This window comes from Bacillus sp. FDAARGOS_527 (assembly GCF_003812125.1).
In the GTDB taxonomy this organism is placed as follows: Bacteria; Bacillota; Bacilli; order Bacillales; family Bacillaceae_G; genus Bacillus_A; species Bacillus_A paranthracis.
The window spans coordinates 213,557-228,154 of the sequence record NZ_CP033789.1 but is presented as its reverse complement, the minus strand read 5'-3'; the positions used below and the strand labels follow the sequence as shown (position 1 = coordinate 228,154).

The 14,598-nt window shown below is 31.7% G+C and carries 12 protein-coding genes and 1 pseudogene; 8 read left to right on the top strand and 5 right to left on the bottom strand.

Annotated features, from left to right (window positions below; genetic code table 11):
* Positions 1-30: 30 nt before the first annotated feature.
* From EGX95_RS01275 to EGX95_RS30605, 6 genes and pseudogenes are all read left to right on the top strand, one after another.
* A complete protein-coding gene (locus EGX95_RS01275) occupies positions 31-846 on the top strand; it encodes a C39 family peptidase (RefSeq protein WP_001997354.1) in 816 nt (271 codons plus the stop codon).
* Between the two features lie 28 nt (positions 847-874).
* The gene (locus EGX95_RS01270; protein WP_000756749.1) at positions 875-1,555 is read left to right on the top strand and encodes a response regulator transcription factor; all 681 of its coding nucleotides are present in this window, start codon (positions 875-877) and stop codon (positions 1,553-1,555) included.
* Positions 1,555-3,397: pseudogene (locus EGX95_RS30990) on the top strand (ATP-binding protein). The gene EGX95_RS01270 and the pseudogene EGX95_RS30990 overlap by 1 nt, the downstream one beginning before the upstream one ends.
* 1,080 nt (positions 3,398-4,477) lie before the next feature.
* Positions 4,478-4,780 (top strand): hypothetical protein, encoded by a 303-nt coding sequence (locus EGX95_RS01260; protein WP_000263523.1) that lies wholly within the window; start codon positions 4,478-4,480, stop codon positions 4,778-4,780.
* A 13-nt stretch (positions 4,781-4,793) separates the two neighbouring features.
* The gene (locus EGX95_RS01255) at positions 4,794-5,804 is read left to right on the top strand and encodes a zinc-ribbon domain-containing protein (RefSeq protein WP_000609152.1); all 1,011 of its coding nucleotides are present in this window, start codon (positions 4,794-4,796) and stop codon (positions 5,802-5,804) included.
* A gap of 482 nt (positions 5,805-6,286) precedes the next feature.
* A complete protein-coding gene (locus tag EGX95_RS30605) occupies positions 6,287-6,496 on the top strand; it encodes a hypothetical protein (RefSeq protein ID WP_001021329.1) in 210 nt (69 codons plus the stop codon).
* 431 nt (positions 6,497-6,927) lie between these two features.
* On the opposite strand, the gene EGX95_RS01245 is transcribed toward EGX95_RS30605, so the two are convergent.
* The 5 genes from EGX95_RS01245 to EGX95_RS01225 form a co-directional block, all read right to left on the bottom strand.
* Entirely contained in the window at positions 6,928-7,662 is a 735-nt protein-coding gene (locus EGX95_RS01245) for a hypothetical protein (RefSeq protein ID WP_048520026.1), read from the bottom strand.
* Between the two features lie 370 nt (positions 7,663-8,032).
* Complete coding sequence (gene xerS / locus EGX95_RS01240) at positions 8,033-9,127, bottom strand: tyrosine recombinase XerS (protein ID WP_042512099.1); 1,095 nt, start codon at positions 9,125-9,127, stop codon at positions 8,033-8,035.
* Positions 9,128-9,232: 105 nt separating this feature from the next.
* Positions 9,233-10,891, bottom strand: a complete 1,659-nt coding sequence (locus EGX95_RS01235; RefSeq protein WP_048520045.1) for a hypothetical protein — start codon at positions 10,889-10,891, stop codon at positions 9,233-9,235.
* Positions 10,892-10,960: 69 nt separating this feature from the next.
* Positions 10,961-11,440, bottom strand: coding sequence for a hypothetical protein (locus EGX95_RS01230; RefSeq protein ID WP_048520025.1), 480 nt, complete (start codon positions 11,438-11,440; stop codon positions 10,961-10,963).
* Between the two features lie 205 nt (positions 11,441-11,645).
* Positions 11,646-12,293, bottom strand: coding sequence for a pentapeptide repeat-containing protein (locus EGX95_RS01225; RefSeq protein ID WP_042512101.1), 648 nt, complete (start codon positions 12,291-12,293; stop codon positions 11,646-11,648).
* A gap of 272 nt (positions 12,294-12,565) precedes the next feature.
* Between EGX95_RS01225 and istA the strand changes: the two genes are divergently transcribed.
* Both istA and istB read left to right on the top strand, forming a co-directional pair.
* Positions 12,566-13,828 carry an IS21 family transposase gene (gene istA, locus EGX95_RS01220; RefSeq protein ID WP_002073783.1) on the top strand — a complete coding sequence of 421 codons (1,263 nt, stop codon included), beginning with the start codon at positions 12,566-12,568 and terminating at the stop codon, positions 13,826-13,828.
* On the top strand, positions 13,825-14,589 hold the full coding sequence (istB, locus tag EGX95_RS01215) for an IS21-like element helper ATPase IstB (RefSeq protein ID WP_000980839.1): 765 nt from the start codon (positions 13,825-13,827) through the stop codon (positions 14,587-14,589). The genes istA and istB overlap by 4 nt, the downstream gene beginning before the upstream one ends.
* Positions 14,590-14,598: the final 9 nt, after the last annotated feature.

Genomic DNA, 14,598 nt, shown 5'->3' with positions numbered 1-14,598 from the left:
ACTCTCCTTATAAAGCATCGAGGAGAGATAATGATGAATCCATTTAGAAAAACAACCCTGTTTGTATTTACACTATCAGTATTAAATACAAACATTGGTATGTCACATGGTGATATTCCTATATTTACTAAAATACAACCTGCAATACCACAAGAGGAGAATGCAAAATCAGAAGTAGAATATATGAGAAATGAATCAGTAGAATCAGAAAAGGTACTTGAAAAAGAAAATAGGCCCATAGAGCAAGAAAAAGTGATAGTAAGGCCATTGGATGTGCCGCTGATTCTACAAAAACCAGAATTGATGAGAGGTTGTGAAGTAACGAGCCTTGCTATGGTGTTGCAATTTTCAGGTGTACAAGTCGATAAGATGGAACTCGCTGCAAAGATAAAGTCTGTACCATTTCAGGGAAAGGGTATAAAGGGGAATATGCACAAAGGGTTTATTGGGGATATAGCTACATTTGATAAACCTGGACTAGGTGTTTATGTAGAGCCGATTTTAGAATTGGCAAAGGAGTATGTTTCAGAAGAGAAAGTGAAGGATCTAAGTCACAAAGAACCTCAGCAAATATATGAGGCGATAGACAGAGGGCAACCTGTATGGGTATTAACAAATGCCCGTTTTAAACGGTTACCTGATGATGAATTTTATACATGGCGTACAGATGCAGGAGAAATGAAAGTGACATATCACCAGCATAGTGTCGTTGTGACCGATTATGATGAACAATATGTATATATTAACGATCCACTAAAGAAGGACAAACACAGAGCAATTGATCGGAATAGTTTTGAACAAGCCTGGATTCAAATGGGAAGACAAGCGATGACAGTTTCAATGTAAAACGAACGTAGATTGGATGAGAATAGAGATGAAAAAAGTTTTAATAGTTGAAGATGAACAGATTATCCGAGAGACTGTAGCCCATTATTTCTCGCATGATGGATATGAAGTAATTACAGCGGAAGATGGTCAAATTGGGCTAGATTTGTTTGCTGAACAAGAGCATAATATCAGTTTAGTTATTTTGGATATTATGCTCCCATTAATGGATGGATGGTCAGTGTGTAGACGTATTCGAAAGAATTCTAATGTTCCTATTATCCTATTAACGGCACGAAGTGATGAAGATGATACGTTACTTGGATTTGAACTTGGGGCAGACGATTATGTAACAAAACCATTTAAACCGTCTATTTTATTAGCGAGAGCAAAACGTTTGTTCAAAGATACAAATCAACAAGTACAATATCAGGACTGTATTAATTTATGTGGTATTCGCTTAGATAAATCAGCACGTTCTGTTTCAATAGATGGACAAAAAATAGATTTTACACATACAGAATATGAAATTTTACACTCTTTAATGCAACACAAGGAACAAGTACTATCAAGAGAGCAGTTAATCACAAATATTTGGGGATACGATTATGATGGAGATGATAAAACACTAACTGCACATATGCGTAATGTACGATTAAAACTTGGTGAGAAAGCAAAACACATTATTACAGTTGTTCGTACGGGTTATAAATTTGAGGTAGAAAAATGATGAGAAAGAAGATTGTGTTTCAGTTATTTTCTCTTACCTTTTTACTATGTTGCATGATTATCGCAGCTATCTTTTTCGGACAAATGTATGTGATGAAATACTTATATATAGATAAAGAAAAAGAAAATGTTCAGAAGCAATTACAACGGTACTATACATTTTATGAAGCTCATAAACAGGATGAAAATACACTCCAGAGGAAGGAACTCTCGTATGCTAATCAGCAGGGTATTATGATTGCTAGGCTCGATAAAGAAGCCAATATCAAGAAATTACCATCAGGAGATCATTATATAAAAACAGTTGATAAAAATGATTCGAGTCGATCCTCTAAGGTTGTGTTTAATAATTTAATCAATGCAAAGAAAGATATGGATCCTAATTTCAGTATATTAATTACAAGTTTACTCAATAAAACGACTAAACTAGCTATCATGGATACAGTAAGTAAAAGATCGAATAAAGACATAGTGATTCCTACAACATTGAGAATAAAAGGTTATGATGGAAATTTTGTTGCACCTACTTATTATCAGATTGATAAATATATGATGTCTGGTGCTAAAAATGGTATGAAGGTTTTTTCAAAAGAAGAAAGTGAGAAATATTATTTCTTAGAGGGAATTGTAACAGAGATAAATTCCCCAGTTTACTTCAATTCAAAAATGAATAATACATTGTATAGTAATGAGGTGTTTGCAAATCGTATTTTGCAATTTCAATCGGAATGGATCAGCGATAAAGTGAAATTACAAGGAGACGAATGGGTTCAGAATGAAATCAGTATAGATGGAATCAAGTATCTAGAAACGATAAAACCACTCATGCAAAATGGACAAGTAAATGAATTCATTTATACATTGTCTTCGTTACAACCGATTACAAAAGTGACAGATGTAATGAGTGATTATTATATATATTATAGCATTTGTGCTGATTCTATCGCTGGTTGTATGTTTATATTATTCAAGAATTATTACCAAACCATTACTAAAAATTAATGAAGCAACGAAAAAAATAATGCAATTTCAATTTCAAGATAAGCTTTCTATCAAATCAAAAAATGAAATTGGTGAGCTTTCCTCTAATATTAATCAACTCTCAGAAAGAATGGAAGGATATATCAATCAGTTAAAAACAGACTTAGAAAAAGAGAAAAAATTAGAACAGACACGAAAAGATTTCATTGCAGGCGTTTCGCATGAATTAAAAACGCCACTCAGTGTCATGCAAATATCTGCATCTATGCTGCAAGATGGAATCGCGCCTGAAATGAATCAATATTATTGGGAAGCATTAGAAAAAGAAATAGAGAAAATGAATGTGTTAATAGATGAAATGTTGAATTTGGCTAAATATGAATCCGGAACGTACCAAATACAGATGGAGCAGGTTAATATAGGGAATTTAATTCAAAAGGCAGCAAAAGATTTACAAGTTCAAATTAAAGAAAAATCACTACACATCAAATTAAATATAGATAATGTTTGTGTTAAAGGTAAAACACATCTGTTAGAACAGGTCATAACAAACTTGTTTACCAACGCGATTCGCTATACAGATGCGAATCGAACCATTGTGATAGATGTAAACGAGAAACAACATGACGTATATATAGGGTTTGAAAATAAAGGGGCACATATAGCAGAAGAAAACATAGATAAAATATGGGATCAATTCTATAGAGTGGATAAATCAAGAAAAAGAGTATATGGTGGAACGGGTCTTGGACTTTCAATTGTAAAAAATATATTAGATTTACATAATGTAAAGTACGGTGTAACTAATACAAAAGATGGGGTATTGTTCTACTTCCATTTAGAAAAATGGGATACAAAGTAGTAAGATGTAACATTGATATTATAGATTTTACTGTGGTGTTAAAGGCGATTTACATTCATATAAATTATTTTTAAAAAGGTGCGGAGTCAACTGAAATGTACCCTTTAAAATGGACAGTTTAATAAAAAAAAACTGAAAAATCAAGCCCGGAAAAGATGGTTCCGATATTCAATCGGAATCATCTTTTTTAATGTTCACTGATAACGATTATAATTATACCCCTCCATTTATTAATGGTATCTTTAGTAAAGTTGAAGAATATGTAGGCTAAAGCGTCCATAGCGTTGCTTTTTTTGGTTATATAAGGGTAATATCATATAGGAGTAGAGGCCATGCATATTTGCACCAGAACCGGTTAAAATTAAGGTGGTTCAGTTAGAGAAAGGAACTTTATGGTATCATTTTAGCGAGTTTATTTATATTAAACTATATAAATAAGAAGTTGCATAAAGGTAAGTAAATATTATAATTGATTTTGAACCATTTAATCCAACAATAAATGACATAGCGATCAAACTTACTATGGTACTTTTTATACCGTTATTCTTAGCCTTGCTTATCAAAGTCATACTTATGAAATTTATGAGAGAATCGATTGCTGGCAGACTAGCATATCTATCTTGTCTATTTTTTATGTACTATGTATTTAAATTTGTTACAGAGTAGAAAGACATCTTAGGATGTCTTTTCTTTATAAATAACAGTAATGTAGTATTTAAGCCTATACGTTCACACAAGATTACATGTATTTAGTTCTGTATATCAATAAAGTTTTGGAACTTGATTTTCTTATCCAATCAAGTTCCAAAAAACTCTAAACTAAAAACTTATAAAGAATCTTTGATAAATAGCCATTATTATAAATTTTGTAGGTACTTTCATGTCTTAATAACAGGACATGAAAGTCTAAACCTTTTGAACATAGGACAAAAAACTCTTAACTACTTAGCCAGTAATATCTTTAACTTATTTTATTATAATAGATGAAAATAATGATAAAATTATACCTTTTTCCTAATTGCACGTGTGAATATTCTGATACAATAGAATTAAATAAATTTAAAGTTAGGGTGAAACGTAATGTGGGATAGTCATTTCCATGGTACTCCAAGTAAAGTGATAGTTGAAGAGATTTCTTCGGAAAACAATAGTGATAAAACTTTTAAAGTTGGACAAATATATTCACATCCATTATATGTTTATAAGCTAGAAATTTCTAAAATTGAAGCGTATAAAGGTGAAAGTTATAGTTATAGAAATGCTTCTATATTTGTAAAGCCTTGCTTTTTTAATAGGGAAAATGAAATTGTTAAATTAGATGAGTATGAGATGACTACAGAAGAATTGAACGCAGACAAATGGTGGATTGAATCAGAAAAATAGAGGTGAGAATACTATGATTAATTTACTTATAAATACAGGTCTTTCTAAAAAGCTGTTAAGTGAATGGCATCCTATCAAGAATGGTCACTTGAATCCTGAAGATATTACATATGGAAGTTACGAATATATTTGGTGGGAGTGCTCTGAGGGACATGTTTGGGGATCAACTCCTAATGATAGGCTGAAAGTTGAAGATGAGCTTTGTCCAAAGTGTATGAAGAAAAAGCAGCAGCTAGATAAATTAAACAATGTTAATAAAATAGAAGCTAAATCACTTAGATGTATTGATCCAGATTTATCTAAGCAATGGAATTTCAAAAGAAATGCAGATGTAACACCTGATAATGAGATGATTGATGAAGAGAATTGGAATGTTAGATGGTGGATATGTGGTAAGGGTCATGAGTGGAAGGAGTCTGTTAGAAGTAGACTTCATGATAAAACTGTGTGTCCATACTGTTCAAATAAGAAAGTTTGCAAAGACAACTCATTAGCAACAATGTATCCAGAGATAGCAAAGGAGTTTTGTATCTTTGACACATGTTATCGGCAGAAATTCCGAAATCCATATGAGGCAATTTATACTTCAAATGAAGAAGTAATGTGGGTTTGTAAAGAAGGTCATATGTGGAGAGAAAAAATAAATTTAAGAGTGAAAAATGGTAAGGGATGTAGAACTTGTGAAAAGTATCAACAGTCAATTGCTCTTCATAACCCAGAAATAGCAAAAGAATGGCATCCTACAAAGAATAAAGAAGTATATGGTGTAACAACACCAGAGGAGACATCTACCAGATGTAACGAAAGAGCATGGTGGATTTGTGGTAAGTGTGGACATGAATATAAAGCAATGGTCAAAGCTAGACATGAAGGGGCTGCAAAATGTCCGTCATGTTATCCTCCAGAACCAAGGGTAAGAAAAAAGAAAAGAGAAGCTTTATTTCAAACTTATAATAAGATGGAAGATAATAGGGTTATCTTTGAGAAGAATTTAAGAGGAAAATTTAAAGATAGTGAAGGATAGCTTGAAATCTTTTTTCAAATTTGTGCTGGGAAGCTAAAAAACTAAAAAAGTGTCCTTTTTGCTTTTTTAGTTTTTTACATTTTATTTTGTGGAAATGAATTTAAATAAAAGCACCTATAAATCTCTAAGGTGCTTATTTTACTATATCTAGACCTTGCTATTTTGTGTAGCAAGGTCTTTTATTATATGTTCTATTTATAAAGTGAATTTAGTACGATAGAACATTTTCAATACTCCTAGAAATCATAGCAGTGCTTTTTTGTTATAAAGGATAATATTATATAGGAGTAGAAGCCATGCATATGACAAAAAAGAACAATTTCGGTAGGAATCCTGATTGTTCCCTGAAATGCGTCTTATATTTGCAAAAGAACCGGTTAAAATTAAGATTGTTCAGTTGGAGGAAGGAACCTTATGGTATCTTTTTAGCGAGTTTATTTGTATAATTTTATTCTTTAAATAGAACGATAAGAGAAAGGTAAGTGAATATTATAATTAATTTCGAACCATTTAATCCAATAATGAATGACATAGCGATCAAACTTGCTATGGTACTATTTATACCGTTATTCTTAGCATTGCTTGTCAAAGTCATACTTATGAAATTTATGAGAGAATCCGTTGCTGGCAGGCTAGCCTATCTATCTTGTCTATTTTTTATGTACTATGTATTTAAATTTGTTACAGAATAGATAGGCATCTTAGGATGCCTTTTTTATAAATAAAAGTAACGTAGTATTTAAACATATACGTTCACACAAGATCACATGTATTTAGTTCTGTAAATCTATAAAACTTTAGTTTGGATTTTCTTGGCCCAAGCTAGTCCCAAAAATGAGAGTTTAGAGTTTCATGCCTTTGTACAGTACATTAAGATAGGAGGGGAGTTTAACTCACATTTCCTCAACTGTTCGTTAAATTCCGATTTAACGAACTGTTCAGGACTTTTCGTAGGATTTAAATATATTAGAGCGAATCAGGAATATATTGATACATCCGCCTTTTTTTAAATTGTTATTTCACCAATGAGTAGCGTGAAAGTTTAAAGGACCCTTAAATTAACTAAAGCCACTAAGAGTTAACTTTTAGCGACTTTAGTTAATTGGGAAATTTCGAGATATAATTAGGGATTAATTTTTTCTGTACATTTCAAATAGACTTTAGATGAAAAATCACACACGTATCGAATTTGTTTTTCTGATTGTTTTCTTGGAATAAAAACTAATCTCTTTTCATCCATTGAGTATTCATATTTTAAATTTTTAACTTTTTTAAAGTCATCCTCAGTAATCGGTTGAATATCGTAGCTAATCTGTTGAGTTGTTGCAACCTTTATCTTGTTCAGCATGAAAAAATACAAACAGCTAAGCAAAAATGCCAAAGGAATCCCATTCCAAAGGTAGCTAAAGTATTCCCCTTTATTAAGGTATTCTGACGAACTGGAGAAGAAAAAGATAATACTAGTAATTACATTGAAAACTAAAATTTTAAAATGTAAACTTTTGTTTCTTATATTTTGTAATTTTTTTGCACTTATTGAGGTAATAGTGAAATATATAAAAAGTATAAACCAAACAAAAGCATTCCAAATAAAGAAACTATGTTTATAATATTTACCTATGGCCTGGTAAAGGATTATTGCATAAAGTAAATATACTATTGTACCCAAAATTATGCCAATAACGTAAAACCATAAATTTAGTCTAGCTTGAGTGAATGGATCTTTAAGTTGCTTATCGAGAGGTTTAGTCGTCACTATACTTATAAATTGATTACTTCCATAAACCAAAGCTCCTACAAATGCGATTATAATCGCTGAACATTTTCCAAGTGTATCAATAGATAAACCACTAAACATTTCACATCTTCAATCCTTTCTTTATTTTAATAAATGATTTAAGAATGGAAGAGAGATTTAGATCAACCATCATAAGATTAATAATTATGCTAAAATGACTGATTTTGTAAACAAAACCTTCCTCCTATATATCATTGATATCTTTATATTATCATATAAATGTTAATGGATGAAATTCAATATGTATGACAGGTAATTTAGCCATCATTAGACCTTTCGTTGGCTGTGGAATAGCTGCAGGGATTGCCACAGCAAAAACATATAAGGACTAGAAAAAGATAGACAAAGAGAATTAGAATGGCACCATACTCTTTATATTAAATAGACTAAAATTTTAGATTTATATTTGTTAGTGGAATAAATTATATCGTTAATCACTCTCTTCTAATTGCCGTTTTTCTAAACGCTCAATTGCTTCACGTCGTTTAGAATCATCAATATTTGTGTACAAGGATGTTGTTTCCATTGAATTATGTCCCATTTGGTTTGCCAACAAAACAAGATCTTTATTTTCATTATAATGATTGGTTGCGTATGTATGACGCAACTTATGTGGACTCTTTTTTTCATCAAATGCTCTAGTATATTTCTCTGTGAGTTTTTGTATAGCATTAACAGAAATTTGCGCATATGAACCTTTATAATTCGTAACAAATAGAATATCTTCATCATCAGGGCACTTATAACGCGCAGTACGTACTTTAAGATACTCTTGAACATCATCTAGAGCTGTTTGTGTAGCCAAAATAGATGATTTTTTATCTCCTTTTCGCACAACTTTAATGTAACGAGTACGAAAATTAATACTAGAAATAGTTAAACTAGCTGCTTCAGATACCCGAAGGCCTGTACCTAAGATTAAGCTTAGAATAGCAATATCACGTTCTCTATCGCGTTTGAAGAATCTTAACTTACCAGGAGCATTTTCTTGTAGCATTTGCTCATATTCATTGGATAAAAAGCGCATAAATTTAATGTCATCATTATTGTGGAAAATAACTTCAGAAATTTCTTTTGCTCTTGCTGCAGCATCAATTTTTTCTTTATGAATTTCCATTTTGGCCATAACATTTCTATAAAAGTAACATTCTCCATTATCATCTTCAGTATTGCTTGTTAGGTAGTTAAATAATGACTTTAGAGCTGAAAATGTTCGTATAACCGCCTTTGTTTTATTACCTTGTCTCTCTAAATAACTTTTAAACCTTTTTACTTGTTTAAGAGGAAGGTGTTCCAGCGTTTCAATTGGAACTTCATGCATTTTCGTTACAACTTCACCATCTGTTGTAACAAGACGAGAGGAGATTAACCATTGTAAAAATATTTCATATTCAATTAAGTACCCATACAAAGTAGCAGGGGAGAGGTTCGTTTTCTCTTCAATATATTCAATAATATACCAAGGCATTTTTTCTTTATGACGTTCTACACGTGCTTGATACACTTGTTTTTCTCGATTGCTCAATTTTTTCACCTCAAACTTCAAAACAGTACATTGGATTTTATAATCAATGTACTGTTTTGTCTAAATTCGCCTAATTTTACATTAAATACAATTTTAATTCACAAATTACTTTCTATTCATTTTCCACCTTTTTAAGTTTAACCATGTCATAATTAAAATTAAAAAACACCATATCCCTAAAGTGGTACGTAAAGGGTGCATATTTACATACCACTTAATATAAGGGATTTTGACTAGTATGTCATTCACCATTAACTTTATTCCATTATATCCTAATACAATTGTCAAAATAGAAGATAAAATAAGTATTAGGGTTTCATTCGATTTTACTTTAAATTCTTTTTGAGCAATCACATCTTCACGAATATTTTTAAATAAATCCTCTGCATTTTTCAATAAAGGAGTAGTATTTGTTTTTTCTAAGATATCTTTGTATAATTTTTTAGCAGTACCCTCAAGACTAAATAAAATCTCTTCATTATATCGTAATTTTAAGAAATTAAAATCTCTCCTTAAAGAATTGTATTCTTTTGGTGCAGTATAAACATTATTAGAAATACCATTCAACAAATTACGCACAAAATGTTTTTTTATAAAACTTAATTCATAGAATCGTAAATACTCATACATTTGGATTAAAGTTTGATTTTTGTATATTTGCATAATTTGTTCATTATATACTTTTAATCGTTTGAGTTGTTTTTCATCTTTTTCTAAAACCTTTTTAGCATAATCATGGAAAGCTGTATAACCAAAACTAAGAATAGAAAATGTAGGACTACACATATAGGTATTATCTTTACTTTTTACAATTTGTGCTTCTGCTAAAGTTTGTGTTATTTCGCTATCCAAACTTCTTTTAACATGTTCTTTAGTGCCATTAAATAAATAACTATAATATAATCTTTCATTACTATTAATGAATTCTTCATGATTATTAAATTTATTAATTTGATAATCACCAAATACCCAATTGATTCTTCGATCAATACGATTTTCTTGTAAATTTACCTTACTTAATGTAGAAAGTTGATTAACATAGTAAGACATAATTTCATCGATATTAGTATTTCTTTGAATAGATTTTTCCCAAAAATCTATAGAAGTATATTTTTTTTTCACTTCATAAAAATGAACCTCTGGTATATTAAAACTTCTAGGAGTATCAGTAGGCACTGATATAACGTTTTTATCTTCAAAAGTAACAGTCACTTGCAATGTTATAATACCAACATCATAAATATTTGCTATAACGTAACCTTCAGAATATTTTTCATTATTTTTTATTACAAAAGGAAGTAAGATAATCCTTTTGTAATTCTGCATTACAAAATTATTACTCAAACTTTCGCTATCAACTATTGCTAACTTTTTATCCATATTAAGCAAGTTTTCATATGCTAAATATTCTATAGGAGATGGTATATGAACCGCAGTATAATTACCTGACTGATCCTCATGAATAATTTCATATTCGTTTATGTAATCATCTTGCACACCAAATTTCTGGTATAGATTATCTAATTTTTTCATATCAACGTGTTTTGGTACTAGGGGTATATAGGAATAGGTCGCATCTTCCTTTTTCTTTATGGGATCAAATGCTTTATACTTTGTATATACAGCTTGTTTATATGTTAAATATTCCCTATATCTAGAATTTATATTTCTTATATTTGTTTTAGAATCAATATGGGAAATATACCCCTTGGAATTTTGTATGTTTTTTTGAATAACTTTAAATGAGTCTTTATCATAAGTCATAATACTATACATGTTTACTACTCTATAAAACAATCTATCATCTCCAAATAAAACAAATTTAATTCATAATTATTTCGGGAATTTAATTTTACCTAACGTTACTTGGAATAAATTAATAACTGTATGCATTAAATAACTAAATGAAAAGGAGGTGTAAATCATTATCCCTGCGTGTAGATAATGATTCATCACAAAATCTTTACTATAACTTAATATTAATATACAAAAGTTAGAAAAAACAAATAATATCATAGCTTTTAAAGTACTTAAAAATGCATCCTTATTTGGTATTACTTCTTTAATAGATTTAGAATTTAATGCTGCTACTCCTACTAACAAAGCTGCTATTCCTAAGGAAACAGAAAGATTTGTTTGGGCAACCGTTTTAGTGTAATCTTGTATAGTTTTATAAGCATCTGCTTCTAAGAATAAACCTTGCTGATCCCATAGGATATACATAAACGCGGTTAAAAGTATATAAACTCCTGATGATCCCCAAAATAACATATTACTAGCTTTCATTATTTTATTTTCTTTACTTTCACTCAAAATATGTTCCTCCTAGCTTAGATATACTTTTGGTAAATGAACGATTACTAAATCTCTTAATATATTATACTGGAAAATAATTCTTTTATCAATTGTAAGTTAAACACGGATTTAATGTAAAATTAATTGTTAATTATCCTCCTCTTTTTGATTTATATATTCCAATGGAATTAATAGTATTAAGATATTAATTCCATTGGAATTATTAAGAATCTTTAACAATTACCCCTAAAAGTTTTGAAAATCCAATAGCCTGTTCAGTAGAGATTATACACCCTTGCAATTTCCCTAAAGAAATAGTGATATTATCAAATAGACAAGTGCTTAAATCAACACCTTTAAGAACTACACCAGCAAGATTGGCTTGATGCATTTTACACTCATTGAAGTTTACATTTTTAAATTTAGATTCATAAAGATCAGCATTACTAAGCGAACATTTCTGAAATTTAACATTCTTTATATTAGAGTAACCAAAAGAAGCATAATCTGCAAAGCATTCATCGAAAAATACATTTCTTAGAGTAGACTCTGATAAATTTATCCCTAATAGTTTGCACCCTTTAAATTTTACCCTATGAATAATAGCGTTACTAAAATCAACATTTGATAAATCACATTTCTCAAAAATAACGTCTGTCAACTCAACAAATCTAAATGCAACATCTTGAAAAGTAACGTTTTGAAAAAATATTTTTTCAAAACACATTTTGTCAATAGATTCTCCAGAAATTTCACTGTTAGTTACAATTCCTGTACTAACATGTCTTTCTTCTTTGTGACTATCACTAATTTTAATCTCATCTAATTGTCTAGGTATTTTGGGTGATAAAATTTTTGCTTCCACAGCCATAAATAATCCCCTTTACTAAATTTACTATTCCCCCTTAAATATAACTGATTTTTCATTTTCTTTAAATTTAAACATACAAATATCCAAACTTATTATTGGAAATAATCAAATATAAATAATGGTTTAGTTAATAAAAGCCATTTAATTTTAAAAGGTTTTATCCCCATACTGTAATCAACGATTGTAAAATACCCAATAACAACGGTTTTAAATTCCCCAAAAATAACAGATAATCGTTTCGAAACAAACATCAAAGATGGAGTGAAGAAACGGTGCTGAAGATTGGGGAGTTTTTTATGATTAGAGAGTTATTTCAGAAAGGGTGGACGAAAACAGCCATTGCAGAAGCAACAGGCTTCGATCGTAAAACGATCAGCAAATATCTAAAAAGCAATCAGTTGCCGGAACGTAAGGCAAGCGAGCAGCAGAAAGAGAGTAAGCTCGAACCCTATAAGTCCTACATCCTTCAACGAGTCAAAGAAGGAACAACCAACTGTGTCGTACTGTTAGAGGAAATTCAAACGATGGGTTACGAGGGGAAGATGACAATTTTAAGAGACTTTGTTCGTCCTCTTCGTCAACAGCCAAAGAAACAGGCAACCTTACGGTTTGAAACACCACCAGGGAAACAAGCCCAAATGGATTGGGCGTACGTGGGAAAATACTTAGTGAATGGCAATCTGCAAGACATTTATGCATTTGTGATGATATTAGGTTATTCCCGAATGAAGTACGTAGAGTTTACAACCAACATGAATCTCGAAACCCTCATGAAGTGTCATATGAATGCTTTTTCTTACTTTAATGGGGTACCAGAACAAATTCTCTATGATAATATGAAAACCGTTGTAATCAAGCATAGTCCTGTAGAGATTCGTTTCAATCGCAAGTTTGAGGATTTCTTAGCCTACTATGGGATTGTGCCAAAAGCCTGTCGTCCTAAACGTCCGCAAACAAAGGGGAAAGTAGAAAGAACCATTAAGTATTTGAAAGATAACTTCTTTCAGCGAAAACACGAACCAACTTTACATGCATTAAATGAAGCCGTACGTACATGGTTGGATCAGATAGCTAACAAGAAAACCAATCAGACTACTAATGAGTCACCATTTCAACGATTTGAGCAGGAACAGAAGTTCCTGCAGATATGGGGAGTGAAGCCTCTGTTTCCCACTTCACATTGGGAAACCAGAGAAGTCAGTCGGGACTGTGTGGTGTCGTACCGCGGAAAAAGGTATTCAGTTCCTTACCGTTACGCTGGACAAATGGTTAAGATTAAAGAAACACTCGATCATCATTTAGAGATTTACGATGAACGTGAATGTATCGCAAAACATCCGGTTCTTACAGGAAAAGCAACTACTCATATCCGAATGGAACACTATGATGGGCTACATACAAAAGAAAAAGGGCAGAAAGCGAAGAACGTTGAAGATTTGGCGACCGACGGTCTTCACTCTCATACCCCATCTCCAAATGTGGAAAAACGCCCTCTCGCTGCTTACGCAGCACTGGAAGAAGGTGAGTCTGTATGATGAACGAACTCTTATTGGAGCGTTTAAAGAAGCTCGGCTGGCATCATACAGCCAACCAACTTGATAGTTTACTAGAAGACGCTTCTAAGGATAATGTATCATATTCTGAGTTTCTTCACACTATCGTTTTGCATGAAACGGAGCAACAAGATTCTGATCAACTAGAAAAGCGAATGAAACGGGCAAAGCTGCCTTACACCAAAACGATTCATGATTTTGACTTTACATTTCAACCAAGTCTGAGCGAGAAAAGGGTCAAGGAAACCTTAACATGTCGCTTTATTGCCAATGGGGAAAATCGCATATTACTGGGTCCTCCGGGTGTAGGAAAAACTCATTTAGCCGTCTCCTTTGCGATTGAAGCGATTACCCAAGGATATACAGCCCTATTTTTGTCGGCCGACGACTTAGTGGCTCAGTGCCGCAAGGCCAATGATAAAGGGACACTCCAGCGACTCGTAAATCGTTGGAGTCGTCCAGACGTGTTAATTGTAGATGAAGTAGGTTATTTTCCTTTTGATGAACTAACCGCCAATGTTTTCTTCCAGGTTGTTTCAAAGCGATACGAACAAGGAGCAATGATTTTAACATCTAATAAATCGTACCTTGAATGGGGAAAAGTTTTTGGTGACGATGTATTGGCAACGGCTATCTTGGATCGCCTCTTACATCATGCGATTACATTTAACATCAAGGGTGACTCCTACCGTTTGCGAGAAAAGAAAAAAGCAGGAATTTATCCTGCCCAAACAACGATTTAGCCGTTCATA

Bases quoted from the DNA above. Each gene is read 5' to 3' on its own strand.
- EGX95_RS01275 (WP_001997354.1), top strand. From the start codon at position 31: ATGATGAATCCATTTAGAAAAACAACCCTGTTTGTATTTACACTATCA.
- EGX95_RS01270 (WP_000756749.1), top strand. From the start codon at position 875: ATGAAAAAAGTTTTAATAGTTGAAGATGAACAGATTATCCGAGAGACT.
- EGX95_RS01260 (WP_000263523.1), top strand. From the start codon at position 4,478: ATGTGGGATAGTCATTTCCATGGTACTCCAAGTAAAGTGATAGTTGAA.
- EGX95_RS01255 (WP_000609152.1), top strand. From the start codon at position 4,794: ATGATTAATTTACTTATAAATACAGGTCTTTCTAAAAAGCTGTTAAGT.
- EGX95_RS01245 (WP_048520026.1), bottom strand. From the start codon at position 7,662: ATGTTTAGTGGTTTATCTATTGATACACTTGGAAAATGTTCAGCGATT.
- EGX95_RS01235 (WP_048520045.1), bottom strand. From the start codon at position 10,891: ATGACTTATGATAAAGACTCATTTAAAGTTATTCAAAAAAACATACAA.
- EGX95_RS01225 (WP_042512101.1), bottom strand. From the start codon at position 12,293: ATGGCTGTGGAAGCAAAAATTTTATCACCCAAAATACCTAGACAATTA.
- istB (WP_000980839.1), top strand. From the start codon at position 13,825: ATGATGAACGAACTCTTATTGGAGCGTTTAAAGAAGCTCGGCTGGCAT.